The 25,349-nt window shown below is 38.7% G+C and carries 22 protein-coding genes and 1 pseudogene; 12 read left to right on the forward strand and 11 right to left on the reverse strand.

Annotated elements, in window-relative coordinates:
• Nucleotides 1–286 precede the first annotated feature (286 nt).
• Nucleotides 287–1,240: a hypothetical protein gene (locus KZC02_RS18840; protein WP_221390113.1), complete on the forward strand. Its 954-nt coding sequence runs from the start codon at nucleotides 287–289 to the stop codon at nucleotides 1,238–1,240.
• Nucleotides 1,241–1,327: 87 nt separating this feature from the next.
• Here the strand turns inward: KZC02_RS18840 and KZC02_RS18845 are convergent, their stop codons facing one another.
• The 4 genes from KZC02_RS18845 to KZC02_RS18860 form a co-directional block, all read right to left on the reverse strand.
• On the reverse strand, nucleotides 1,328–2,218 hold the full coding sequence (locus KZC02_RS18845) for a polyphosphate kinase 2 family protein (RefSeq protein ID WP_221390114.1): 891 nt from the start codon (nucleotides 2,216–2,218) through the stop codon (nucleotides 1,328–1,330).
• Nucleotides 2,219–2,277: 59 nt separating this feature from the next.
• Entirely contained in the window at nucleotides 2,278–2,853 is a 576-nt protein-coding gene (locus KZC02_RS18850; RefSeq protein WP_221390115.1) for a non-canonical purine NTP diphosphatase, read from the reverse strand.
• Between the two features lie 93 nt (nucleotides 2,854–2,946).
• Nucleotides 2,947–3,849 carry an FKBP-type peptidyl-prolyl cis-trans isomerase gene (locus KZC02_RS18855; protein WP_221390116.1) on the reverse strand — a complete coding sequence of 301 codons (903 nt, stop codon included), beginning with the start codon at nucleotides 3,847–3,849 and terminating at the stop codon, nucleotides 2,947–2,949.
• A 52-nt stretch (nucleotides 3,850–3,901) separates the two neighbouring features.
• Complete coding sequence (locus KZC02_RS18860) at nucleotides 3,902–4,936, reverse strand: bifunctional oligoribonuclease/PAP phosphatase NrnA (protein ID WP_221390117.1); 1,035 nt, start codon at nucleotides 4,934–4,936, stop codon at nucleotides 3,902–3,904.
• 202 nt (nucleotides 4,937–5,138) lie between these two features.
• On the opposite strand from KZC02_RS18860, the gene KZC02_RS18865 reads away from it, so the two are divergent.
• A complete protein-coding gene (locus KZC02_RS18865) occupies nucleotides 5,139–5,558 on the forward strand; it encodes a nucleoside-diphosphate kinase (protein ID WP_221390118.1) in 420 nt (139 codons plus the stop codon).
• A gap of 67 nt (nucleotides 5,559–5,625) precedes the next feature.
• On the opposite strand, the gene KZC02_RS18870 is transcribed toward KZC02_RS18865, so the two are convergent.
• The gene (locus tag KZC02_RS18870) at nucleotides 5,626–6,135 is read right to left on the reverse strand and encodes a fasciclin domain-containing protein (protein ID WP_221390119.1); all 510 of its coding nucleotides are present in this window, start codon (nucleotides 6,133–6,135) and stop codon (nucleotides 5,626–5,628) included.
• A gap of 133 nt (nucleotides 6,136–6,268) precedes the next feature.
• Between KZC02_RS18870 and KZC02_RS18875 the strand changes: the two genes are divergently transcribed.
• From KZC02_RS18875 to KZC02_RS18910, 8 genes and pseudogenes are all read left to right on the forward strand, one after another.
• On the forward strand, nucleotides 6,269–6,865 hold the full coding sequence (locus KZC02_RS18875) for a DUF1080 domain-containing protein (RefSeq protein ID WP_409014267.1): 597 nt from the start codon (nucleotides 6,269–6,271) through the stop codon (nucleotides 6,863–6,865).
• Nucleotides 6,866–7,045: 180 nt separating this feature from the next.
• The gene (locus KZC02_RS18880) at nucleotides 7,046–8,488 is read left to right on the forward strand and encodes a histidine kinase (protein ID WP_229253670.1); all 1,443 of its coding nucleotides are present in this window, start codon (nucleotides 7,046–7,048) and stop codon (nucleotides 8,486–8,488) included.
• Nucleotides 8,489–8,496: 8 nt separating this feature from the next.
• Entirely contained in the window at nucleotides 8,497–9,273 is a 777-nt protein-coding gene (locus KZC02_RS18885) for a LytTR family DNA-binding domain-containing protein (protein WP_221390121.1), read from the forward strand.
• A 320-nt stretch (nucleotides 9,274–9,593) separates the two neighbouring features.
• Nucleotides 9,594–10,346 (forward strand): isoprenyl transferase, encoded by a 753-nt coding sequence (locus KZC02_RS18890; protein WP_221390122.1) that lies wholly within the window; start codon nucleotides 9,594–9,596, stop codon nucleotides 10,344–10,346.
• A gap of 57 nt (nucleotides 10,347–10,403) precedes the next feature.
• Nucleotides 10,404–12,929: pseudogene (bamA, locus tag KZC02_RS18895) on the forward strand (outer membrane protein assembly factor BamA).
• A 51-nt stretch (nucleotides 12,930–12,980) separates the two neighbouring features.
• Entirely contained in the window at nucleotides 12,981–13,628 is a 648-nt protein-coding gene (locus KZC02_RS18900; RefSeq protein ID WP_221390123.1) for an OmpH family outer membrane protein, read from the forward strand.
• Between the two features lie 11 nt (nucleotides 13,629–13,639).
• Nucleotides 13,640–14,284, forward strand: coding sequence for an OmpH family outer membrane protein (locus KZC02_RS18905; protein WP_221390124.1), 645 nt, complete (start codon nucleotides 13,640–13,642; stop codon nucleotides 14,282–14,284).
• 300 nt (nucleotides 14,285–14,584) lie between these two features.
• Nucleotides 14,585–16,183, forward strand: a complete 1,599-nt coding sequence (locus tag KZC02_RS18910; RefSeq protein ID WP_221390125.1) for a hypothetical protein — start codon at nucleotides 14,585–14,587, stop codon at nucleotides 16,181–16,183.
• 32 nt (nucleotides 16,184–16,215) lie between these two features.
• Here the strand turns inward: KZC02_RS18910 and KZC02_RS18915 are convergent, their stop codons facing one another.
• Both KZC02_RS18915 and KZC02_RS18920 read right to left on the reverse strand, forming a co-directional pair.
• On the reverse strand, nucleotides 16,216–16,959 hold the full coding sequence (locus tag KZC02_RS18915) for a lipoprotein signal peptidase (RefSeq protein ID WP_221390126.1): 744 nt from the start codon (nucleotides 16,957–16,959) through the stop codon (nucleotides 16,216–16,218).
• Between the two features lie 53 nt (nucleotides 16,960–17,012).
• On the reverse strand, nucleotides 17,013–18,215 hold the full coding sequence (locus tag KZC02_RS18920; RefSeq protein WP_221390127.1) for a proline dehydrogenase family protein: 1,203 nt from the start codon (nucleotides 18,213–18,215) through the stop codon (nucleotides 17,013–17,015).
• Nucleotides 18,216–18,401: 186 nt separating this feature from the next.
• Here KZC02_RS18920 and KZC02_RS18925 point away from each other — a divergent pair, with 186 nt between their 5' ends.
• On the forward strand, nucleotides 18,402–19,496 hold the full coding sequence (locus tag KZC02_RS18925) for a chorismate mutase (protein ID WP_221390128.1): 1,095 nt from the start codon (nucleotides 18,402–18,404) through the stop codon (nucleotides 19,494–19,496).
• A 79-nt stretch (nucleotides 19,497–19,575) separates the two neighbouring features.
• On the opposite strand, the gene KZC02_RS18930 is transcribed toward KZC02_RS18925, so the two are convergent.
• Genes KZC02_RS18930 through KZC02_RS31955 form a run of 4 tightly spaced genes read right to left on the reverse strand, consistent with a single transcriptional unit; the run spans nucleotide 19,576 to nucleotide 22,077 of the window.
• The gene (locus tag KZC02_RS18930) at nucleotides 19,576–20,217 is read right to left on the reverse strand and encodes a GDSL-type esterase/lipase family protein (protein WP_221390129.1); all 642 of its coding nucleotides are present in this window, start codon (nucleotides 20,215–20,217) and stop codon (nucleotides 19,576–19,578) included.
• A 57-nt stretch (nucleotides 20,218–20,274) separates the two neighbouring features.
• Nucleotides 20,275–21,009 (reverse strand): LytTR family DNA-binding domain-containing protein, encoded by a 735-nt coding sequence (locus tag KZC02_RS18935; RefSeq protein ID WP_221390130.1) that lies wholly within the window; start codon nucleotides 21,007–21,009, stop codon nucleotides 20,275–20,277.
• Nucleotides 21,006–21,926 (reverse strand): sensor histidine kinase, encoded by a 921-nt coding sequence (locus tag KZC02_RS18940; protein ID WP_229253671.1) that lies wholly within the window; start codon nucleotides 21,924–21,926, stop codon nucleotides 21,006–21,008. The genes KZC02_RS18935 and KZC02_RS18940 overlap by 4 nt, the downstream gene beginning before the upstream one ends.
• Nucleotides 21,901–22,077 carry a hypothetical protein gene (locus KZC02_RS31955; protein WP_229253672.1) on the reverse strand — a complete coding sequence of 59 codons (177 nt, stop codon included), beginning with the start codon at nucleotides 22,075–22,077 and terminating at the stop codon, nucleotides 21,901–21,903. The genes KZC02_RS18940 and KZC02_RS31955 overlap by 26 nt, the downstream gene beginning before the upstream one ends.
• A gap of 351 nt (nucleotides 22,078–22,428) precedes the next feature.
• Between KZC02_RS31955 and KZC02_RS18945 the strand changes: the two genes are divergently transcribed.
• A complete protein-coding gene (locus KZC02_RS18945) occupies nucleotides 22,429–25,296 on the forward strand; it encodes an outer membrane beta-barrel family protein (protein ID WP_221390131.1) in 2,868 nt (955 codons plus the stop codon).
• Nucleotides 25,297–25,349 lie beyond the last annotated feature (53 nt).

Below are 25,349 nucleotides of genomic sequence, written 5' to 3' on the forward strand. Positions count from 1 at the left end.
TTGGGTAAACATTACCCAATTTATGGGCTCATGACTTCCATCATTTATATATCTTCGAAAACCCATTTGAATCATAACTTTGTATTTAAACAAGTTAAATAGATTATTTTGGTACTATTCTTATTTTATGCGCCAGTTATCATTACAATTTTATAACGTTTTTTTCTTTCGGCACAGAATTAATGATTATAGATTTATAATGAATTAATAATACTTAAGCTAAAAATTGCCAAAGTGGCAAAAGTTTACGTAAACTAAATCAGTTAAACACTAAATCATTTTATCAATGCAACCAGAACAAAAAAATAAACAAAGTATAGCGTGGGCAATGGTCGTTGTCTTAGGTTTAGCAACTGCCATGTTTGGCTATTTGTTTACTACTCAAAAGGGCGAACTGACACAACAGGAATCTTTGGTTGTTGAAAAAGCACACGAATTGGCCGTAACAAAGACTAAACTTGACTCAATCTCGACAGTACTTGATACGAAAATTGCAGAAATTGAAAGATTAGGCGGTGATGTTACTGAACTGACTAAGGTGAAAGAAAGATTGGAAGCGGATAAATTAGCTTTCAGCCGCAGTAAAAAAATGGAAACCGGGAAATACCTGAGTAAAATTAAGGAATACGAACAGTTTCTTGTTGAAAAAGATGAGTTGATTGCTCAGCTTCGTGCAGAAAACGAGCATTTGGTTGCTTCCAACGATTCATTAAGCACACACGTTGGCACTTTGTCAAGTGAAAGAGAAAAGTTAGTAAAACGTCAGGCTGAACTGACAGATTCAGTTGTAACTTTCACAGCTGTAAATAAGGAGCTTTCTGCAAAAGTAAGTCAGGCTGCAGCACTTAAAGCTGCTAATTTGAAGGTACTTGCTGTAAACTCAAGAGGTAAAGAAAAAGACAAGGAAGAATATAAAGCGAAGAGAGTTGACAAGTTAAAGCTTACTTTCACACTTCCCGAGAACGCACTGACAGCACAAGAATCTAAGGATATTTATGTTCGGGTTTTAGATCCTGAAGGAGCAGTAATCGCCGACGACGCAACGGGTTCAGGTGAGTTTGAAATTAACGGATCACCGTCAAAGTTTACTTCCCGCGAATCCATTGCTTATCAGAATAACAACCAGAAGGTAGAAATGTTATATGATAATGCAACTCAGTTCCGACCTGGAAAATATAACGTAGAGCTTTATTCAGAAGGTTACAAGATAGGTAATACTAATTTTACTATCAAAAAGTAATAAGATTAGAAATTCACACCATACATAACGTTAAAGGCGGTCAAATTTTGACCGCCTTCTTTTTGTATTACTATTTTACACAAAAAATTATTTCAGATTCTGATTATTGATTACCTCAATAAAATGATGCAATTCTTCTGCACGTTCTGGACTTGAATCCGGATAATTCATATCCATTTTTTGTAATTCTTCTGTGATAATTTTTCCAACAATTAAACGCAGGTTTTTCTTGTCATCAGCAGGGATTACATACCAGGGTGCTTTTTTCGATGCTGTTGTATTGATACATTCTTCATAAGCTTTCATATAGTCGTCCCACTGATCACGCACTTTTACATCCTGTTCCTCAAACTTCCAGTTTTTTGACGGATCTTCAATACGCTCTATCAAACGCTCAGCTTGCTCTTCCTTGGATACATTCAGGAAAAATTTTATTACGCGGATTCCATTTCGGTATAAGTATTTCTCCAGGTTTTTGATATCAGAATAGCGATGTTTAAATACTTTATCGAGATCTGAGGTAAGTTCAGCAGGCAGGCGTTGGGAATTAGTTAAAATAGAGGGATCTACTTTTACAACCAGTACTTCTTCGTAATAGCTCCTGTTAAAAATAGTAATGGTTCCACGTTGCGGTAAAACAGCGTTGGTCCGCCACAAAAAATCATGTCCCAATTCTGTTTCAGTTGGTCTCTTAAACGAGTGAATTTTTACACCCACAGGATTGACACCTGATAGAACGTGTTTGATTGTGCCATCTTTACCCGCAGCATCCATTGCCTGAAAAATAACAAGCAATCCATACCGGTTATGTGCATACATCTTACTTTGCAGTTCATCCAGTTCTTTGGCGGAATCTGCCTGCATTTGTTCGTATTCTTCTTTGCTTTCGTATATATCTTTTGAGCGGGTCTTTGCCTTTTTTATTTCAAATTTTTGTGTTCCGTCAATGCGATACTGGTCTGAATTGAAATTTGACATATTTGGTTATTTATTTGCTGAAAATATAAATGTAAGCGAATCCATTGATATTAGCTGGTTTATATCTGATTGAGGAAATTTACCAGTTTAGCAAAGGCAATTGCCCTGTGGCTTAGCTTGCTCTTTTCCAGCATGGTCATTTCTGCAAAAGTGTGGTCATGTCCATCAGGCAAAAATATCGGATCATAGCCAAAGCCTTGTAAACCCCGTTTTTCATTGATGATTTGCCCTTCAACTGCACCTTCAAACTGATTATATATTCCATGGATTACCAATGTTATCACTGTTTTAAACCGGGCTTTGTGATTGACATGAGACGATAGTTTTTCAATCAGTAAATTCATATTATCGTCGGAATTCCTTTGCGGGCCGGCATAGCGTGCTGATAACACACCCGGCTCGCCATTTAACGCTTCAGCTTCCAATCCGGTGTCATCAGCAAAACAGTTTATTTTAAAGTTATTCCAAACGTATTCTGCTTTTTGCATCGAATTACCCTCGATCGTATCACGTGTTTCCGGGATTTCCTCCGAACACCCAATTTCATTTAAGGTTACCAGGGAAAAATGATCACCCAGAAGCGCCTGGATTTCTTGTAATTTATGAGTATTATTGGTCGCAAAGCAAAGTTTCATGACAGGCCTGTTTTTGTGATTACTAACGCAGTTTAACGTAAAAAACGGCTACTCTTTGGGAGCAGCCGTTTTTTATACAGAATTATATCTAAATTATTTTGCTGGTGGAACGGCAGGGCCGGCAGGTGCTGGTGCGCCTTTACTGAAATCAATCAGTTCCATTTCAAATTGTAATACTGAGTTTCCGGGAATCGGTCCGTAAGTATCAGGTCCGTATGCAAGGCCAGATGGTATCAGCAACAAACCTTTCGCTCCTTTTTTCATAAGCATCAGTCCTTCTTCCCATCCTGGTATAACCATTCCTGCACCAATTGTCATATCCAATGGCTTTCCTTGTTTTTTAGAACTGTCGAATTCTTTTCCATCCAAAAACTTACCTGTGTAATGAACTTTTACGTTATCACCTTGTGCAGGACTAGCACCGGATCCTTCTATTTCAGGTATGTAGTACAACCCCGAAGCTGTTTTTTGCGCTTTTGCCTTTAGATTATTTTTAGCAATAAAATCTTCAATTACTTTGGCATCAATCGCTTTTTGTTTTACACCAACTTCTGATTGCTGTTTTTGGAATTCCTCTGAAGTAAGTACACTTAAAACTTTAACAGTGAAACTTAATTCCGATCCTTTTTTAATCATCGGAGGCAATGGCTGCATCATTTTTGCAAATAAAGTATCTGCATTGATCATGAATTTCGCACTGTCACCAGCTGCTAACATAGCAAGCCCTTCTTCAAAACTACCTTTAAAAGGAGGTGCCTGAAGAACCATTTTCACAGGAGTTCCTTCTTTGTATGTATCACGAAGTGTTGAGTCAGAACCATTTTTCAAAACCAGATGGAATGACATGATATCGCCTAATTTTGCTTTTCTGGCGTCGTCTTCGTGATCAAAGACCTGATATTTTAGACCATCTTTAGTAACCTGCGTCCGATATTTGTTGCAAGCCGCTGCGAGAATAGTTATGCCCAACGCATAACCGATTGTTTTAAGATTCATTGGATTGTATAATTAAAAAAATATTTAGGTGATTATTAAGCTATTAAAAGTATTAATCAACGCTTAAAAGCGATTGTTGGTACGAGGGAAGGACAGATAAAAATCTTTCCACAGTTTCTTTTACCGATTGTTCCGATCTGCCGCCTGCTGCATTTTTGTGTCCGCCCCCGCTGAAATGGCTGCTTGCCAGATCACGCACAGAAAATAAACCCACAGAGCGGAAAGACATTTTAACTTCTCCTTTTCTTTCTATAAAAAGAGCAGACATCACCACGTTTTCGACCTGTAAGCCATAATTTACAATGCCTTCGGTTTCGCCGGTACTGGAATTAAATTTTAATAATTCAGCTTCTGTAAGAACCATATATGCTGTACGAAACTCAGGAATAACCGTTAATTTCTGCGAAAGGACGTATCCCAGAAATTGCAAGCGTGAAAGCGGTGCGTTGTCATAAATCAATCTGTGAATACGGCTTGTATCAAAACCGGTCAGCATCAGATCTGCTACAGCTAAATGTACCTCAGGAGTAACATTGGCATGTCGGAAAGAACCTGTATCTGTCATAATTCCGGCATACAAGCATTCTGCCATTGATATGTCGAAAATCTCAATCGTTTGTTTGTCAGGTTCCATTTCTTTAATCAGCGCGTAAACTAGTTGCGCAGTAGCAGCAGCATATGTATCCCAAATCATCCATTTTGCGAAATGCTCGGGTTCTAGATGATGATCAATCATCATTTTAATTGCATTTGCTTCCTGTACCACTTTTCCAAGATCTTTCAAACGGGAAAGTGCTGAGAAATCTAGACAGCAAATAAGTGTTGCTTCATCAATTTTTCGTTTACAATTGCGCTGGTCCGCAGCTTTTTCATAAACGAGAACATATTCCATACCAGGTAACCAATTTAAATTGGCAGCATATTCTGTCGGACTGATAACAGTAACATCATGTCCTTTACGGATCAAATAACTTGCCCACCCAAGCGAAGAGCCCAGCGCGTCAGCGTCGGGGTCTCTATGCATCGTAATGATGATCTTTTGAGGAGTAGATAGAAAAGTGATTAACTCTTCAATGGTTTGATTCACAGTTGTTTGATTCAATAGAAGGCTCTGGCAAAGTAAAATTAAGCCACAAAATTAATAAAACTGTTGGGATTTGTTCAATCTTGATTACTAAAGGCTTAATCAAACTGCAAATGTTTTGCATCTTATGTAAGGTTGCAAAGGTAATTGGCTATGATATAATTGAAAAATAGTAAGTTTGCATGAAATAAATTTTAGCAATTTTATGCCAACAAATAAAACGTTTACAATGATTAAGCCTGATGCCGTGGAAGATGGTAACTCAGGCTCTATTATTCAAATGATTGAGAAGGCCGGTTTCCGGGTTGTAGCTTTAAAGAAAACGCAGCTGACCCCTGAACGTGCCGGACAATTTTATGAAGTTCACAAAGAGCGTCCGTTTTATAACGATTTATGCAAATACATGTCTTCTGGCCCTATCATTCCAATGATTCTGGAAAAACAGAATGCAGTAGCAGATTTCCGTACGCTGATCGGAGCAACTAATCCTGCAAATGCAGATGAAGGTACAATTCGTAAATTGTTTGCAAAATCCATTGAAGCAAATGCTATTCACGGATCAGATTCTGATGAAAATGCCGGAATTGAAGGCAACTTTTTCTTTGGAGGATTAGAGCAGTTTTAGAAAGATAATTGCAAAAGAAATGGTGGCGATATATTGCATATCGCCACCATTTCTTTTTGTTGCTGATCTATTTTTCAGTCAGAACACGGTCTACTACATGAATAACTCCATTGGCAGCATTGATGTTCTTTGTTATTATCACGGCACGGTTAACTGTAATAGTACTGTCAGCCGTTTTTAATATTTTCAGATAGCCCTTGTTCAACGCTTTATTCTCACCGGTTTTCAAACTTGCAAATTCGTATCTTTTTCCCAGGATATGGTATTTGACAAAAGACATAGCAGAATCGGGAGTTTGGGACGTAATGGAACCTGCACTAACACCGGAACTAAGAAATGCGGCATTGTTAGGAGCGAATACAGTCAGTTCATCCGTTCTCAATGCATCCCCCATTTTAGTACTCACAATTATTTCCTTAAGTATACTGAATTGCTCATTTTCGAAAATTACATCAGTAATGGTTTTAGGCTTTACAAGATCTTTATCACTTTCCGAACAAGAAAAAATAGTGCCGGAAAACAATACTGCAATTAAAAAAAATGCCCTGTAACGACTAACAAAATTAATTTTTTTCATAGCTTACGCATTGGTTAATTTTTGTAAAACTAATGTAAAATGTAGTTGGAAGAATTCTTAAGCCAATATTTTTAATCCTAATCCCAAAATTATTATGTTAAAATTGAAACATCTGCTTGTGCTTTGTTGTACAATGCTATTTATGAATTCTGCTTTTCTGGCTATTAAAGAGCCGGTTTCAGATTTAAAAAAGAAACCTGTAAAACTCTTTAACGGAAAAGACCTGACAGGCTGGAAAATTAACGGAACAGAAAAATGGTACGCTGAAAAAGGTGAACTGATTTGCGAAAGCGGTCCGGATAAAGAATACGGATACCTTACAACGGACAAATTTTACAAAAATTTTGATCTGTCTCTTAAATTCAAACAGGAAGCAAATGGTAACAGCGGCGTTTTTTTCAGATCGACCGTTGAAGGAACGAAAGTTTCAGGATGGCAGGTAGAAGTTGCACCTCCAAATCATGATACAGGTGGAGTTTATGAATCTTACGGCCGCGAATGGCTGGTTAAAATTCCGGACGAAAAAGAAGGTTTCCTGAAAATGGGAGAGTGGAATACATTACGTATCCGGGTTGTAGGCGACAAAGTCCAGACTTTTTTGAACGGACATGACATGGTAGATTTTGATGATGCAAAAATTGGTGCTGCCAACGGCTCTATTGCCCTTCAGATACATTCTGGCGGAGGAATAAAAGTTCGCTGGAAGGATATAGTAATTGAAGAACTATAAGTAGAAATAAATACGGACTGATTTCCATTCCTGTTTTATAGGTGTTCAAATGGTATAACAACGAGGTTCGTCGGAAATAATTAATAAAAAGGCTTCATGCTTAATAGGTTTGTATTAGGAATAATGCGATTCTGTTAGCCATGAAGCTTTTTAATTGTAAGCCTAAGTTATCCCATAACAATGAAATGTTTAAATAGTATGGAAGAGCAGCCAGCGAAGCCGTTGCGTATGACGGCATCGTCACTGGATGGCAAGGATTTCAGTAATATGAATCTGGAAAATGCAGATTTCAGTTTTTCAAGTTTGAAAGATATTAATTTCGATGGTTCTAATCTTCGTAATGCCAAGCTCCGGTTTTCGACTTTAGACCGTACTACTTTTAAAAACTCCGACCTGCGGAATGCAGACCTTAGTTTCAGCAGTCTTTGCGATGTGGATTTGACCGGAGCAAAAGTAGAAGGAGCTAATTTCAGTTTTACCTCACAAGACAAATCATGGAATTGGCAGGATTTCAGTCTCATTGGCCTTATACAGAACCAGGGATGGATAGGTACATTTGTTGCCATTACTTTGGGCGCTATCATACTGTATGGAATTAATGCCATTGCTTATTTCACGGCTGAGATTGTGTACACTTATGAGCCAATCCGGGTAAAACTTTATCAGTTTCTTGTCGTACAAAATGTTGCTGCAGGAGTTGTCACAATTCTTTTTACACAGGCTGTTTCTGGCTGGCTGGACATTCTTATAAAAAAAATAGCAGTCCGGCACTTGGTTTTATCAGTACTGGTCTTTTTTATTAATAATGCAATTAGCATTGGCATCTATTTTATATTTGGATTGGGGATTGTTCAAAAATACCAGATCATGTACCCGAAGGAATCTGCACAAAATGCGCCGTGGTACTGGTATATGTGGGGGCCAATTATTATTGCAAACGCTTTTTACTTCCTAAGCCGGCAAGGTAAACGCATTTCCCGGAAAATATCAGATCAGGAATACCAGCTGCTGAACCTTGAAAAATTAAAAACAAGAGCAGAGCTGGATGCTCTCCAGGCGCGGATTAACCCTCATTTTTTGTATAATGCATTAAACAGCATTGCCAGTCTGGTTCATGAAGATCCTGATAAGGCCGAGGAAATGACATTGCTGCTTTCCAAATTATTCAGGTATACGACCGGTCGTAATACAGAAGATTATTTTGATACCATCAGGAATGAACTGGAAATGGTTCAAACTTATCTTCAGGTTGAAAAAGTACGGTTTGGAGAGCGTTTGAAATTTACTGTTGAAGTTTCAGACCCGGATTTAAACGAATTGCATGTTCCCAAATTTATTCTTCAGCCCATTGTGGAAAATGCCATTAAACATGGTGTATCTAAAATGGCAGATCTGGGAAATATTGTTGTGAAAATTTATGAAAAAGATAATTGGCTGCATTTATGTGTTCACGACAATGGCCCTTTGTTCCCCGATTCTATGGGAGCGGGATATGGTATCAGAAGTATTCAGGATAAACTAAAGCTGCTTTATGGAGACAACGCAAAGGTGGAACTTCATAATGAACCGCACAAATCGGTTAACATTTCAATTCTAAAAACAGCTATTGACGAACATCAATAATGAAGGATATGGACTACCCACTGAAAACAATATTGATTGACGATGAAATACTGGCATTGAGCCGGTTAAGACGGTTACTTTTAAAATATCCTGAAACGTTCTCAATTGTTTCGGAAGCGCAGAACGGAGCGGAAGGACTGGTTGAAATTGACAAACACAATCCGGACATTATTTTTCTGGACATTGAAATGCCTCTTTTAAATGGTTTTGAAATGCTTTCCAAGCTTTCCAAAATGCCCCTGGTTGTCTTTTCAACGGCTTACGACCAGTATGCGATCCGAGCTTTTGAAGAAAATTCGGTTGATTATTTGTTAAAACCCGTTGAAAATGCGCGTCTTTTGAAAACAATTGATAAAATCCGCAGTATGACGCAAGCAAATTCCCAGTCGGGTTTTAATCCTTACTCGGATAATTTGTTGAAACTGCTGGAAGAGATGAAACCCAAAAAGGAGATATTTTCCTTATCCGTAAAAACGGGCGATCGTATCCTTCTCATTCCGCTAACTGAAATAACCCATTTTGAAGCAGAAGAAAAGTACGTTTTCCTGAATACACTGGATGGGCAAAAATATCTTTTAAATTATACATTAACCTCTCTTGAAGAAAAACTACCTCAGCACTATCTGCGGATCAGCAGAGCTGCCATTGTCAATTCCCATCACATTAAGGAGATTCAGAAGCATTTTAACGGAAAGTTTATCCTGATGATGCGCGATCGGAAAGCATCACAACTCCCGAGTGGAAGCACTTACGGTGAAGTTATACGCCATCTTCTTGATAATTAATCAGATTACGATATCTTGTCCTGCTGCGAATATAGATTTTGAAGACGCCATACTTATTCCTAAATTGCGCCCCTGTTAAAAATATGAGTTTAATTTTGTAGGGTTAATCTACTGTATTTCAATACATTTATTGCAAAAAATGGTATTTTTGATGTTGAATTCTTTCGCTTTTCGACACAAATCTACCTTTACCTGCGTATTGGTTATTGGCAAAGCAGCTTCCCGAACGACCGAAAACTTAAAAATTTCAGTCTAAATTAATTTTTAAGCAGATATAAGTTCATTTGTTTTGTTAAAAAAGGTTAAAGGGTTCAAAAACAATGAAGGAACTCATTGATGCAGGCAATCTGCCAAAGCACATAGCCGTTATTATGGATGGTAACGGAAGGTGGGCGCAGAATCAGGGAGCGGCACGTGTATTCGGGCATCGCAATGCGATAAAGGCAGTAAGGGAAGTAACAGAAGGATGCGCTGAACTGGGCGTTTCTTATCTTACCCTCTATGCATTTTCAACTGAAAACTGGGCACGTCCGGAGTATGAAGTTCGTGCATTAATGGAGCTTCTTGTTCAGTCTATACGTAATGAGCTGCCAACAATGATGAAGAACAATGTACGTTTGGATACCATTGGAGATACGCTCAGCTTGCCCCGTAGTTGTCAGAACCAGTTGGCCGAGGCCATTGAAGCAACGAAGGAAAATACTGGCCTCAATCTGATTCTTGCATTGGGATACAGCGGCAAATGGGATATTATCCAGGCGGTAAAAAAAGTGGCTGCTGAGGTGAAAAACGGCACATTAAATCCCGACGAAATCAACGAAGATACATTGGCGGCAAATCTGGCAACCAAAGAAAGGCCGGAAGTAGATCTGATGCTCAGAACAGGAGGAGACCACAGGATAAGCAATTTCCTTTTGTGGCAGCTCGCTTACGCAGAATTGTATTTTTACGAAGACTTATTTTGGCCTGATTTCAGAAGAGAACATCTTTATCAGGCAATATTGGCCTACCAGAAAACAGAGAGACGTTTTGGTAAAACGGGGGAACAAATAAAAGCGAATAGTGCTAAGTAAAATAATATGAACCTTTTGAAAAATTTGATTAGATCATTAGCACATCGTAATGGTATCATGACAGTTATGTTGCTTTGCTGGTTTTTCCAGGCAAGTGCACAACGTGTCGGACTGGGAGCGTCGGGGACAAAACCTGCGGCGTCAAATACAATTAATCCGGATGAACCCAAAGAATACACGATAGCCGAAGTAACGGTTTCAGGCACACAATTTCTTGATCCTAATTCAATGATTTCTATTTCCGGCCTTAAACCCGGTGATAAAATCCGCATTCCCGGGCCAGCTGTTACTTCGTCGATCAGAAAGATGATGGATTTCGGTACACTAGACGACGTTGAAATATTATATACCAAAATTGAAGCGGAGAAAATCTGGCTTAATATCCATATTAAGGAGCGGCCAAGGCTTTACAAAGTGTCTTTTTCCGGTATTCGTAAAGGTGAGAGAGAAACGCTGAATGATAAGGTTAAATTGATTAAAGGCCGCGTTATAACGCCAACGGTCATTAAGAATACGCAGCTGGTTATCAAAAAATACTACATGGATAAGGGCTTTTACAATACCAAAGTGAAGGTATTGCAGATTCCTGATTCAACGCGAGGCCAGGCTACCCTTAATTTTAATATAACGAAAGGAAAAAAGTAAAGATTGAAAAGATCGATATTGATGGCAATACAGCAATAAGCGACCGGACTCTTAAAGAAAAAGATGAAGGGAACTAAACAAAAAATGTTGGGCCGCCTTTTTAACCCTTCCAAATACATTCCTAAAAAATATACAGAGGATAAAGAAAAGCTGATCGCTTATTATCGTAAGAATGGTTACAGAGATGCAACTATCGAATTCGATTCCATTATCAACAATGGAGAAACGATAAGCATTAATATGAAAATTGATGAGGGTGTTAAATATTTTTACCGGAACATAACCTGGTCAGGTAATTATTTATACAAATCTTCATTTTTAAGCAGTCGCCTAGGTGTAAAAAAAGGGGATGTTTATAATCCGGAAGAACTGGACAAAAAAATTAATGGAATTCCGGGTAACGATATCAGCTCTATTTACATGGATGACGGTTATTTGTATTTCCGTATAGAACCCACTGAAAAAGCGGTTGAAGGGGATTCTATTGATGTAGAATTGCGTATGTCCGAAGGAAAGCAGGCAACTATTAACAGGATCTTGTTAAACGGAAATACCAAGACAAGTGACCGCGTCGTTCTTCGCGAGCTTTTCACATTGCCGGGCCAGAAATTTAGTAAGACAGAAATTATCAATACGCAGCGCCAGTTGTCGCAAATGGGCTATTTTGATCCTGAAAAAATTCAGATCAATCCAATTCCTAACCAACAGGATGGTACTGTGGATATTGAATACACAGTTGAAGAAAAACCTTCTGACCAGATTGAGCTTTCTGGTGGATGGGGTGGATACATCGGTTTTGTGGGTACACTTGGTTTGGTATTTAATAACTTCTCACTTAAAAATATTCCAAACCGTGAAACATGGAAACCACTTCCATCTGGTGACGGACAAAAATTATCCCTGAGATTCCAGGCGAATGGTAAGCAGTATCAGACTTACTCTTTGTCATTCAGTGAGCCTTGGCTTGGTGGAAAGAAACCAATCAACTTTGGTGTGTCATTACAGCGTACTGTTTATCGTTCTACTGATTACAGTTCAATTTATGGAGGTTCAGGTTCGGTAAGTTACAGAGGAGGTTATTTCAATAATGGTATTACCGTTTCCGTAGGCCGTCGTTTGAAAGAGCCGGACAGGAATTTGGTAATGACCCATTCATTGTCTTACCAGCGCTACCGTTTGGATAGTCTGGATATATTCAGGATAGGGTATAGCTCAGGTATCTCAAACAACATTTCCTTTAATACAACTATTTCAAGAAATACGCTCAGCGATTTTCAATTCCCGAGAAGCGGTAGTAATATTTCATTAAGTGCCACATTTACTCCGCCTTATTCTTCTTTGAGAAATAAGGACAGAGAAACTAGCATAACAGATAGCTACCGGTGGGTTGAATATCATAAATGGATGTTCGATGCAACTTATTATGCAACCATTACCGGAAAGCTGGTTTTAAGTGCACGTACGCACATGGGTTTCCTTGGCGCATATAACCAAAGCATTGGATTCAGTCCATTTGGCCGTTTCATAGTTGGGGGATCCGGGCTTGCTGGTCAGGGAACATTTTCACTTGCCAACCAGGACATTATTGGGCTCCGCGGTTATGTTGACCAGAAAGTGGGGCCTTTGGCAGCAAATGGATATCCGGCATCTGGTGGAGGTATTGTTTACAACAAATACGTAATGGAGCTTAGGTATCCGGTTTCCTTGAATCCGCAGGCGACTATTTTCATTCTGGGTTTTGCCGAAGGTGGTAATAACTGGGGATCTTACAAAGAATTTAATCCGTTCGATCTGAAAAGATCAGCCGGGGTAGGTGCGCGTATCTTTATGCCTGCATTTGGTCTTTTAGGAATTGACTGGGGATATGGCTTTGATAAAATCCAGGGGGTAAAAAGTGGCCCTCAGTTCCACTTTACCATCGGACAGCAGATTAGATAATATTATCGGGTGTTTTTCGTTAAGGAGGTTGCAAATTATTAGTGACGAGGCATGAAGAAGTTTTTAATTTTACTAGTTTTGTCAATTCTTTCGGTATCGGTAACCCAGGCTCAAAAGTTTGGCTATACAGATATGGAATTTATTACGAGTAAAATGCCCGAATATCAGCAGGCACAAACAGAAATGAAAAAATTTTCTGAGAAGTGGGCTAAGGAAATTGCAGAAAAATATGCTGAAATTGACCGGATGCAACGTGCTTATATGGCGGAAGAAGTATTACTTACTGACGACCTCAAGAGAAAAAGGCAAGGCGAAATAAAAGAGAAAGAACAGGAAGCAAGAGAATATAACAGTAAAATTTTCGGAATGGAAGGTTTGCTTTTTCAAAAGAAAAAGGAAATCATGAAGCCCGTTCTGGAAAAAGTTCAGAGGGCTGTAACGAAGGTTTGCAGTCAGCGCAGGTTGGATTTTATGTTTGATAAATCCAGTGATGTAGGGTTGTTATTCACGAATCCGAAACATGATTACTCAGATTATATCATGGAGGAATTGGGAATTGACTTAAAATCTACCAAAGCTTCGGCTAAGGAAAATGCAGGTAAAGAAAAAGAAGAGCAGGAAGAAACGGTAGCTCCCGTTGTGCCTGCAAAAACAAAGAACTCACCAAAACAAAAAAGTACAACCAGTAAACTTAAATAAGTAAAAAAGCAATGAAACAAAAATTGATAGCGTTTTTGGTCGTAATGACCATATTAAGTACTCCTCTGTTAGCTCAAACAACTCCAGCAAGCGGTCTTACAAAAATAGGTTATACAAATGTTGACTTTGTAATTGCCAAATTGCCTGAGTACAAAGTAATGCAGAACCAGCTTGAAGTTACAAAAGCTCAATTGGATAAAGCATTAGGAGAAACTTACAAAGAAGCTCAGGAGAAGTATGAAGCTTATCAGAAAAACGGAGCTAACATGACAGACGTCATTCGTGCTGATAAAGAAAAAGAATTGCAAAACCTGCAAACCCGTATTCAGGAAATGCAGACAAATGCTCAAACTTCATTGCAAACTAAACAGCAGCAATTGCTTGAGCCAATTCTTTTAAAAGTAAATAATGCAATCCAGGAAGTAGGTAAGGAAAATGGATTTCTTTATATCCTGAACATGGATGCCGGAGCTAATACAACTCCTATCATCCTTTATGCAGGATCTGAGGAATATGCAGTAACCAACCTGATTCTTCGTAAATTAGGCGTTGATCCTGACAAAGTAGAAGCAGCTCCTGTGAAAGCAACTACGGCACCAGCTACAACACCTGCAAAAGCTGCTACAACACCAGCCGCTACACCTAAGAAAAAGTAATAGATTAGGTTCGATATAAATTTATTTAAATACCGGAGAGAAGTCTTAAACAGGCTACTCTCCGGTATTTGCATTGAAATGAGTCAGGTATAAACAATGATTATACCTCTTCTGTTATCAGGTCGGTTTTATGTTGTGCAAATATTAAAAAAATACAAAAGATACTTTTATGGTAATGTTTAAATTGACTTTATCTTAAAATTAAGAAGCTTTCATAACGTTCGCTATACGGTATTTACTAATTTTGCGTTAAGACCAATGTATTATTTTACCCATGGAATTAATTATATTTCTGACGTTATGATTTTAAAAAATATTTATAAAATATTGTTAGTTCTAACGGCCATTTTTGTTTTTCAAAAGGTTCAGGCACAAGATAATACCAAGAGCTCATCGCCAAGTCCTTTGCAAATAATTTTCCCAAAAGAATCAGAATGGAATGTTTTGGACGAAGGACAGCAAATTGATTTCCATTTACAGACCAGGGGCGGGAGAGCAGATTCAGTGAGGTATAGTATTTCAAGCGGCCTGACAAAGGAAATGAAGTTTGATTCTCTCGGACACTTTGTATGGACTCCTGGCTATGATGTTGCTGACCGCATTAACACATCTAAATCTTTTCCGGTTGTTTTTGAAGCACAGACTGCTTCTGGTGAAAGTGCTTCACGCGAAGTAGTATTTAAGGTTACACACGTTAACCGCCCTCCGCAGGTAGACGAACTGAAACCATTCTATGTACAATATAAAACACAGAACACGTATCAGATTGATATGAATTCTGTAAGGGATCCTGATGGTGACCCTGTTGTGTTTGTTCCGATACTTGATGGGATGCCGGAAGGAATGAAATTAACCGCAGCAGGAGATATTACCTGGGATCCATCGGTACTGCAATTTGGGATACTTAAAAAGGAACCCCGCTATATCGAGTTTTTCGTAGAAGACCAGCCTTCAAAGGCGCGTACAAAGGGACGATTGAAGCTGGATATAACACAGATGGATCTTGCTCCTGATTTTACTATTGTTCCGCAAAACACAATTATCAAAAGCCCTGAAAATAATCGCATTAATTTGCGTTTTTCTTTGTCTGATCCGAATGGGGAAGATGATGTTTCAACATTTGGTTTTGTTTCAGAAAACAAAAATGTTCCTAAGGATGCCCTTGTTAAGAATGCACCGACAAGCTATGAATTCATTTGGGAGCCGGGATATGAATTTGTAAAGGATCCGTTTGATACGCTTGCATTTAACATTACATTTTATGTAATGGACAAAGCGTTGAATAAAAAGGAAAAGACACTCAGGTTCGTTATAAAAAATACCGTAGACGAAAGGCAGCGTGATGCTTATGTATACGGATTATATAAAGGTGCGTTGGTAAATGCCTGGGGCCTTTTGGAACAAATGCAGGAAAAGGAAACGTATTTAAAAAAGGCTTATGCCAAAGCAAAAAAAGGAAAAAGAAGCCGTTCATTATTAAATGCTTCATTGGGTGCAACAACGGGATTAGCTCCACAATTTACGCCTGCTGACGGTAAGACCAGAGGATACATTACAACAATTGGAGGGACAACAGTGGCAACGGTGGGAACATTGGAAGCTACGGAGGTTATCGGGAAATCAACCAACGGACTGTTAGAACGCTTTAATTACGTATTGCAGAAGAAAAATGAACTCCAGAATAAAGGGGACGTATTTTCCAGAGAATATGCGCAAAAATCAGCCAGAAGAACGCCGGATTTTATTCGAAAACTTGATGAGTTTAAGGGATTAATGAATTTAAGCGGCCTGGTTGCATTAGAACTGGATGCCAATTGGGAGAACAAAAAAGAAGCCACTGATGCTGCAATAAAGAAAACATTTAAAGATTTCGTTCCGTTATCTGTTGAAGAAGATTAATTGGAATGTAAAATGATTGATAAAAAAGAGAGCTATATGCTCTCTTTTTTATTGTCTTCTTCTTCAGTATCAATTTTTGGTGAAGGAAGATGGGATGATATTTCAGTGTTATTGTTGTTGTAGTCAGAATCAATTTCTACTTCTCTTATTCCGTCTAAATCTTCATTATTTTCCTTTTTCTCATCTGTATGATGAGTAGGGTGAAAACTTCCCTGAAAAATAAGAATACTGCATACGCCCACAAAAATACAGGAATCAGCAATGTTAAAAATAGGCGTAGAGTAATATTGCCCACCCCAGACAGGAACCCAGTCAGGTACAAACCCTTCCCAGAAATCGACAAAAATCATATCAATAACCTGTCCATGAAACCATGGAGTAGGAGAGCCATAAGGGGCATTATCAAACAAAACGCCATAAAAGGTACTATCAATTACATTTCCGACTGCACCGGCCAATATCATGGAAAGCGCCCAAAGTAAACCCTTTGCAGCTCCTGATCTTGCGAGATGTATAAGGTACCATCCAATGGCAAACATAGCTACCAGCCGGAAAAGCGTTAAAAATAATTTCCCATATTCATGTCCAAGCTGCATCCCGAATGCCATACCCGGATTAAGCACATAGTGTAGCTTCAACCAATTTCCAATGAGAGCGATCTGGCCTGAAAAACCAGGTTCCATGTATTTGTAAACCAATATCTTGGATATCTGGTCTATGGCAATAAGAAGGATACTTAAAAGCAGATATGGGGCTGGATTTCTGGATTGGTTCATTCTGGTTTAAAAACTATAGGTAACTTTAAAGAAACGCTAAATTAGTAAGATAGTTATAAAGAACTTATTCCTCTTCTCTTCAACTCACTTTTAGCGAGCAAAAATTCACGGCTGCTTTGCCCGGCAACGGATGTATTTTCTTCGGCGCGACGGATTAAATAGGGTAATACTGCATCTATTGGCCCATATGGAACATACTTGGCAACATTGTAACCTGCTTTCGCAAGATTGAAAGATATATTATCGCTCATGCCAAGAAGTTGAGCGAACCAAATACGGTTATCCTTAGTATCGAGATTGAGCTTTTTCATTTTCGCCGCACAATACTGGCAACTGTACTCATTATGTGTACCCAGGCATATTGAAATATGCTGAATATGTTCCAGGCAAAAATCTATAGATGCATTATAGTCGCGGTCTATAGCTTCTTTACTAACGTGAATTGGGTTAAAGTATTCATTTTCCCTTGCACGGAGACGTTCCTTTTCCATATATGCACCACGTACCAGCTTTCCGCCAAGCGTATAACCTTTTTGCTTGGCAGTGAGATAAGCACCCTTGAGCGCATCCAGCGTTTCGTACCTGTAGAGTTGATATGTGTTGTAAACAATGGCTTTTTCCTTATTGAATTTTTCCATCATTTCGTAGGTCAGGTCATCAATTACTCCCTGAATCCAGCTTTCTTCCGCATCCACGAAAATTCTTACATTGGTTTCGTATGCATGGTTGCAAAGCCTTTCAACTCTTCCTTTTATCCTTGCATAAGCAGCACTTTCACTTTCTGACAAACTATCTTTGCGCTGAATTTTTTCGAGCAACTCTATTGAAGCAATTCCGGTAATTTTAAAAACAGAAAATGGAATATTTTTTGATTGTGATGCTTTATCAATCGTCTTTAAAATTTCGGCCGTGGTGGCATCAAAGCTACCTTCTTCATCTTCGCCTTCCACAGAATAGTCTAATATAGTCCCAATGCCTGAATTGCCCAAAGCAGTAATGGTTGCATCACAATCTCTAATTGTCTCACCACCACAGAATTGTTCAAAAATCGTGACACGAATGAGATTTTTTATAGGTAAGTGAAGCTTTAGTGCAAGCTTTATAAAAAAAGTGCCTAAATTTACCACTCGAGCCTGATTCATAAGACTGAACAGCCAGTATGTTTTTCTTAGCTGAGTGTCTGATTTGTATGCGAATGCAACGGATGTGTCTTCGAAAAATACAGGTATTTGGTCATTTGGTAAAGGATATGCCATTTTTTATACGTTTTTCTTGTGTTGATAATGCAGGTATATTAGTTTAAAGCAGTGTTATAGAACTAATACGTGCACATAGTAAACTGAGCTTTTTGTTATCAAATGTACGTCAATCCCTGAAATACGCATAACTCGAAGTCGAAATATTACCATTATCTATTTTTTACTAAGGTCAAGTTTTTGAGTATGAATGCTTCTTTAGATATCCTTCCGCTAAGCAGTTGGATCAATACCGAAGGGAAACCTTTGATAATAGCCGGCCCTTGCAGCGCAGAGACCGAGGAACAAATGTTGGAAACCGCAACCCAGATCAAAGAAGAAGGATTTGCGCATGTAATCCGTGCGGGAATTTGGAAACCAAGAACACGTCCTGGTAGTTTTGAAGGCATGGGAGAGGCAGCTTTGCCATGGTTGCAGGAAGTTAAAAAGCAAACCGGAATGCCTGTTGCTGTTGAAGTTGCAAATCCTCAGCATATTGAATTGGCATTGAAATACGGAGTAGACATCCTTTGGATTGGAGCACGTACAACGGTGAATCCTTTTAATGTTCAGGAACTGGCTGATGCACTAAAAGGTGTAGATGTACCTGTTTTGGTTAAAAATCCTGTTAATCCTGATTTACAACTGTGGATCGGTGCACTGGAACGTCTGAACCAGGCTGGTGTTAAAAAGCTGGGTGCTATTCACCGTGGTTTTTCTAATGCGCAGGAAACAAAATTCCGGAATTCTCCAATGTGGAATATTGCAATTGAATTAAAAACATTGTTGCCAAATCTGCCGATCATCGGTGATCCTAGCCATATGGCAGGAAAACGCGCTTATCTGTATGAAATTGCACAGCGTGCGCTTGATTTGAATTACGATGGTCTGATCATTGAGTCACATCGTGAGCCGGATAAAGCATGGTCTGATGCTTCACAACAGCTTACGCCTGCTGCTTTGGGACAAATGTTACACGATCTTCATGTGCGTAAAGTATCTTATGGTACTGATTATCAGTCACAGCTGGAAGTTGTTCGCGGTAAAATAGATCATCTGGACCGTGAATTACTGGAAAATCTGGCTGCACGTATGTCGTTGGTAGAAAAACTGGCTGAATACAAACGTGATAATAATGTCGCTGCATATCAGGTAGATCGTTTCCGTGAAGTTTTGGAAACCCGTGCAGGATGGGGCAAAAGCCTAAACCTGTATCCTAATCTGGTTGATGAGCTTTTCAAACTGGTACACATGGAATCTATCAGAAAACAAACTGAGGTGATGAACCAGGTGAACGTTTAGAAAATATATTTGATCAAAGAGGCTGGCTTCATACCGAAACCAGCCTCTTTTGTTTTAAGCACATACTGATATTAAGAAATCAGATTCCTGTTTTTGCCAGCACCTTTTCAATTTCCGCAGCCCATATTTTGTAAGCTTTCGTATTTAAATGGGTTTTATCAATGGCAAATTCTGCTTTGAGGCCGCTTGAATCAGATATGTATTGGTTCAAATCCAGATACTCGATCTTATTTTGCTTGCAATAAGTAATCAGGAAATTATTCAGACGATTTACTTCAGCCTGACTATACGGATTGTTCCGTTCATAAAGAGTCAGTGTCACAACGGGTATAATTTTGTTTTTTGAAATCGTTTCCAGAATGGACTTATAATTGGCTTGTAACTTTTCTGGATCAACACCGACAGTAATGTCGTTGATCCCACCCATTACAAAACATATTTTCGGATGCCTGTCAATAACATGCGACTGAATCAGCTGGAGAAAGTGATAGGTACACTGGCCTGGTAATCCACAATTCAATACGTCTGTCCGTCCCAATAACTCAACCCATTTTCCCTGAGCAGTAATGGAATTTCCATACATCACTATTTTTGGGTTTCCTTTTAGGGATACAAATCGTTGAAAGAACTTATCGCGGTAAACAAATGAGAAAGCCAGAAAAGAAATAAGAAAGAAAAAATTAAGAAATAACGAGAAGCCGAGAATAATTTTGGATCTCATAACAAGTACATTTCTGCTAAAATAACAAAGATATTAGCCTTGCTACCTGTTTGCAACTTACATCCATTTACTTAGAAATTGACTGAATATTTCCTTGTACTGGTCACTCACCGGAATTGTTGTACTTCCGATCTGAATGGTATTACGTGTTATAGCTCCGATTTTATCTAGATTGACAATGAAAGAACGGTGTACACGCATAAATTTGGAAGAGGGCAATTTTTCTTCAAGTGCTTTAAGGCTGGTTAATGATAATATAGGTTTACTTCCGGATTTAAGATGAACTTTTACATAATCTTTCAACCCTTCCATATACAAAATATCCTCGTAGGCAATCCTGACGAGCTGATATTCTACCTTAAGAAAAAGATATTCATCTTTTGTTTCGACTACGTTTGCTGTAGAGGCTTTCTGAACTAATTCAACATAAGTTTTTGCCCTCGTTGCAGCACGGAGAAATTCTTCATAATTGAAAGGTTTTAACAGATAATCCAGAGCATCTACTTTAAAACCATCCAGTGCATACTGATTAAACGCGGTGGTGAAAATAATTCTTGGACCAGGATTACCAGCTTTTTCAATTATTCTTGCAAGTTCAATACCCGTCAGATCAGGCATTTGTATATCCAGGAATATAATATCAATTTGCTGCTGATGAATAACCTGTAATGCTTCAACTGCGCTCGAATAACGTCCTGTAAGCGTTAAAAAAGGTGTTTTTTCAACAAAGGCTGCTACCAGCCCCAGTGCCAGTGGCTCGTCGTCAACAGCTATGCATCTTAATGGGTTCATATTGTTTCTAATTCCAGATGCACTTCAAATTCATTGTCCTTTTTGTTTTCGTTCACTTCCAGCTGATACTTTCCGGGATACAATAAATCCAATCTGCGTTGTGTGTTACTAAGTCCAATGCCATTACTTTCATCCAGGACCGTCCTTTTATCAGAAAATAATGTATTTCTTACTTCAACATAAAGTTTGTTTTTATCCTGACGTATGTGGATGTCAATCAGACTTTTTTCAACAGCACTTACTCCGTGTTTAAAAGCATTTTCTATAAAAGGCAAAAACAGCATAGGAGCAATGGAAACATCATGCAGTGGATCAGGAGGAGTTAAATGTACGGTAACTTTATCAGTCAGGCGAAGCTGCATAAGCTGAATGTAATCCTGGGCAAAAGCAATTTCCTGACTTAAGAGAACAGTGCCGTGCTGCGTTTCATAAAGGACATAACGCATCAGTCGTGATAACTTATGCAAAGCCTGCTGTGCTGCTTCCACGTCAATCACAGTCAGCGCATAAATGTTGTTGAGCGTATTAAAAAAGAAATGCGGATTGATCTGGGCTTTTAGAAATGATAATTCAGAATTGATTTTTTCCTGTTCCAAATCCTGCCGGTATTGTTTATCACGCTGTACATTTTGTACTGCGGCAACACTGGTACTAATACCAATGACAAGAAGTGCTGTTAGTAAGGCAAAATAGTCGAACCTGTCCTTTGATCTTTTCAGACCGTTCATTTCTTTGGCAGTTTGCCATGCTTTATCCATAAATGCCCGGTGATTGAGCGCCACCTGAAGCTGCTCAATAATTATAGCCAGCAGGAATACAGATATAATATTAAACAGAATAAATTTTAGGTTTTTGTTACGTGCCAGATAGCGCGGAAACCAGAAAAATAAATTAAGGTAAAATATAGAAATAAGCATAGAAAATAACACTGCCTGTTTGATCCAGAATGTGGTCGGCAATTGTATTTGCCAGCTTAATGGTTGCCAAAGCAGGAATGAAGCTAAAAAAAGTCCAGCCTAAGAGATGAAGAAATATTGGTGGGTATTTTCTAACCTTTTGTGTGTCCATCAGGATATTGTTTATAGCAATGCATTAAATGTAATATGCAATTACAATCTTACAGGGAAAAAATCAAAGCGCCTAGTCAAGTCGATCAATATTGGTTAAACGCCGACAGGCTAGCAATTATGATCTATCAAAGAAATAAAGAATTCAAATTAAAAGCACTGATTATCACATCTTTTAAATGAGTGCAATTGCATTATTCATTTTCAGGAAATAGCAGTTTTATAAAAACCATTCATCGTTTGAAATGGGGATTTAATCGGTACATACCATCTATCTGTCTAGCGCCCTTAGATAAGTGGTGGCAAGGTATTTATTTTGATATTGTATTTACTACTTATTACGTCTCATCCCATGAAAATGATAAAGCATTTTACAATCTTATTTTTTGTTCTTACGCTGACTTCCACAGCGTTTGCCCAGTTTCCAGGCGGCGGGGGCGGAGGTCGTCCTGGCGGAGGTGGCGGTGATTTTGGTGGACAGCGTGAAAAGCGCGCAGCAGTTATCCCTGGTACCGTAGAAGATTCTCCAAAAGGTAATGGGAAAATTAAAGGGATCCTGGTGGATTCTATTAGTAAAAATCCTGTTGAATTCGCTTCACTTGCCTTAATTGATCCCAAAACAAATAATCCTGTTGATGGAACTACTACTGATGAAAAAGGGGTCTTCAATATGTCAAAAGTTGCTTCAGGAAATTTTAAGATATTAATTTCTTTTATTGGCTATAAATCAAAGACGATTGGTAATATCAAAATTGATAAAAAAACTGAACTTGATCTGGGTTCTGTTTTCTTGATACCTGATGTTGTTCAGCTGAGAGAAGTTGAAGTAGTGGGAATGGCACAGATGGTTGAAGAGAAAGTGGACAGACTAGTTTATAACGCCGAAAAAGATATTACAAGTAAAGGTGGCGACGCATCGGATGTGATGAAAAAAGTTCCCATGTTAACTGTGGATTTGGATGGAAACGTCTCACTTAGAGGAAGTTCTAACGTTCGTGTTCTTATTAATAATAAACCTTCTACTATTATTGCAACCAGTGTGGCAGATGCATTGAAACAAATTCCTGCGGATATGATAAAATCGGTTGAAGTAATTACTTCGCCATCTGCCAAATACGATGCAGAAGGATCGGCCGGTATTATCAACATCATTACCAAAAAGAGCACGATCCAGGGAGGAACACTTAATGTAGACACAGGAATTGGAAACAGAGGTTCCAATCTTGGGTTAAGAGGTAATTACAGATCTGGTAAAATGGGATTCAGCCTTGGTGGATTTGGCAGGTTCAACTACAACATGCCTGGTAAATCAGAAAATTTGCAAATTGGTAAAATAGATAAATTCTCTATTCGTCAAACCAGCGAATCTGATAATAAAATGGCGTTTGGCTCTTATAATCTTGGATGGGATTATGAAATTGATTCTAAAACTTCCATTTCCGCCAACGTACGTTATGGGATGAGAAATGCCAAAACTTCGCAGGAATTATCTACATTTAATACGCAAAGCACCGGTGTTACTTTAAACAGTTTCAGGGATGTGAATACGAAAGATTTGTCTGGTACATGGGATGTAAATGTCGATTATAATAAGACATTGAGCAAACCACAGCAGGAACTGAGCATTTCTACTCAATACAGCCGTAACAACCGGACCAACGATTATGATGCAGATGTATACTCATTAAGCACAGCTAATATCAGAGAATTATTGGGTGCGCAGGGAAATAACAATAGCAGCCATAACCAGGAAAGCACTGTACAGCTTGACTATCAAACCCCGATTAAAGACAATCAGCTGATTGAAATTGGAGGTAAAGGGATTTTTCGCCAGGTTGTGAGTAATTACGATTATTACAACGATATGGCTACTCCTCAGGCGGCGAATAGTCTGAATTATGATCAGAATGTAGCTGCCGGATATCTTTCTTACACTTATACGACTAAGGATAAATTTACAATTAAAGCAGGATCACGGTACGAGTATACCAGTATCAATGCAAAACAAGGAGAAACGGGAGATCTTAACCTGCCTTCCTATGGTAATTTAGTACCAAGTTTGAATCTTTCTAAAACTTTTGGAAAAGGGCAGACGGTAAAATTGGGCTATAACCGTCGCTTGCAACGTCCCGGAATTCAGTTCCTGAATCCTAACATCAATGCTGCCAACCCAACCAATATTAGTTTTGGTAATCCGGAACTGGATCCTGAACTAACAGATCAGGTTGAATTGGGTACTAGTTTTTTCAAAAATTCACTTTATGTAAACGTTTCAACGTTTGCACGTTTTACGAACAACTCCATTGAAAGTATCCGTACTACCAGTGATGAAGGGATTATCAGCACAACTTATGGAAACATTGGCCAGAAGAAAAACTATGGAGTGAACGTATTTGGAAATATTACCTTCTTTAAAAGATGGCAGGTTGGCGGAGGATTTGACGCGTATTATGCAAATCTTGTTAATAACAGTACCAATTCAAGTAATAGTGGTGTAGTTGTTAGTGGTCGTTTCCGTACCGGTCTTACAATTAAGAATGGTTGGGGACTCCAAGGTGGAGGATTTATACGGGGACGGGAAGTGCAGTTACAAGGAATTCAGGCAGGTTTCCGTATGTATGATCTGGGAATCAAGAAAGACTTTACTAACAAACGTGGTAGTATAGGTTTTGGAATGGAAAATTTCCTGGCTCCGTCTTTCAAAATGAAAACGAGTCTTGAATCAAATACTTTTACTCAGGTTAATAACAATTATTTATTCAACAGAGGTTTCCGTATCAATTTCTCTTACCGCATTGGTAAAATGACGTTTGTTGAAACAAAGCCGAAAAGAAGAAAATCTGTTAATAATGATGATATGAAAAGCGATGGCGGAGGAAACGATGCCGGTGGACAAACTCAGCAAGCTACTCCCGCAGTAACTGTTCCGGTGATTCGCTCAGTACCAAAAGCTGCAATGTCTGATAGTACTGCACGTCCACAAAGACAGATGATGCAAGCGAAACCGGATTCAAGTGCAAAAGGTGCTATGGCAATACCTGTGAAGAAGGATTCAGTTTCGTCTACGGATTCTTCTGTAACACCTGTTATACCACAAACTCCCGTAAAAACGGATTCCACTTCGGTTCCTGTAAAATCAGATTCTACTGCAATACCAGTTAAAACAGATTCCACGGCAGTTCCTTTAAAACCAACATTACCAGGAACAGCACCTAATTAAAATAAGAAAAATAACTTGGTTACAATATACAAAAAGACCTCTTCTGAATAGGA

This window comes from Dyadobacter sp. NIV53 (assembly GCF_019711195.1).
In the GTDB taxonomy this organism is placed as follows: domain Bacteria; phylum Bacteroidota; class Bacteroidia; order Cytophagales; family Spirosomataceae; genus Dyadobacter.

Coding starts and splice junctions, on each gene's coding strand:
- KZC02_RS18840 (WP_221390113.1), top strand. CDS start 287: ATGCAACCAGAACAAAAAAATAAACAAAGTATAGCGTGGGCAATGGTC.
- KZC02_RS18845 (WP_221390114.1), bottom strand. CDS start 2,218: ATGTCAAATTTCAATTCAGACCAGTATCGCATTGACGGAACACAAAAA.
- KZC02_RS18850 (WP_221390115.1), bottom strand. CDS start 2,853: ATGAAACTTTGCTTTGCGACCAATAATACTCATAAATTACAAGAAATC.
- KZC02_RS18855 (WP_221390116.1), bottom strand. CDS start 3,849: ATGAATCTTAAAACAATCGGTTATGCGTTGGGCATAACTATTCTCGCA.
- KZC02_RS18865 (WP_221390118.1), top strand. CDS start 5,139: ATGCCAACAAATAAAACGTTTACAATGATTAAGCCTGATGCCGTGGAA.
- KZC02_RS18870 (WP_221390119.1), bottom strand. CDS start 6,135: ATGAAAAAAATTAATTTTGTTAGTCGTTACAGGGCATTTTTTTTAATT.
- KZC02_RS18875 (WP_409014267.1), top strand. CDS start 6,269: ATGCTATTTATGAATTCTGCTTTTCTGGCTATTAAAGAGCCGGTTTCA.
- KZC02_RS18880 (WP_229253670.1), top strand. CDS start 7,046: ATGAAATGTTTAAATAGTATGGAAGAGCAGCCAGCGAAGCCGTTGCGT.
- KZC02_RS18885 (WP_221390121.1), top strand. CDS start 8,497: ATGGACTACCCACTGAAAACAATATTGATTGACGATGAAATACTGGCA.
- KZC02_RS18890 (WP_221390122.1), top strand. CDS start 9,594: ATGAAGGAACTCATTGATGCAGGCAATCTGCCAAAGCACATAGCCGTT.
- KZC02_RS18900 (WP_221390123.1), top strand. CDS start 12,981: ATGAAGAAGTTTTTAATTTTACTAGTTTTGTCAATTCTTTCGGTATCG.
- KZC02_RS18905 (WP_221390124.1), top strand. CDS start 13,640: ATGAAACAAAAATTGATAGCGTTTTTGGTCGTAATGACCATATTAAGT.
- KZC02_RS18910 (WP_221390125.1), top strand. CDS start 14,585: ATGATTTTAAAAAATATTTATAAAATATTGTTAGTTCTAACGGCCATT.
- KZC02_RS18915 (WP_221390126.1), bottom strand. CDS start 16,959: ATGAACCAATCCAGAAATCCAGCCCCATATCTGCTTTTAAGTATCCTT.
- KZC02_RS18920 (WP_221390127.1), bottom strand. CDS start 18,215: ATGGCATATCCTTTACCAAATGACCAAATACCTGTATTTTTCGAAGAC.
- KZC02_RS18925 (WP_221390128.1), top strand. CDS start 18,402: ATGAATGCTTCTTTAGATATCCTTCCGCTAAGCAGTTGGATCAATACC.
- KZC02_RS18930 (WP_221390129.1), bottom strand. CDS start 20,217: ATGAGATCCAAAATTATTCTCGGCTTCTCGTTATTTCTTAATTTTTTC.
- KZC02_RS18935 (WP_221390130.1), bottom strand. CDS start 21,009: ATGAACCCATTAAGATGCATAGCTGTTGACGACGAGCCACTGGCACTG.
- KZC02_RS18940 (WP_229253671.1), bottom strand. CDS start 21,926: ATGCTTATTTCTATATTTTACCTTAATTTATTTTTCTGGTTTCCGCGC.
- KZC02_RS31955 (WP_229253672.1), bottom strand. CDS start 22,077: ATGGACACACAAAAGGTTAGAAAATACCCACCAATATTTCTTCATCTC.
- KZC02_RS18945 (WP_221390131.1), top strand. CDS start 22,429: ATGAAAATGATAAAGCATTTTACAATCTTATTTTTTGTTCTTACGCTG.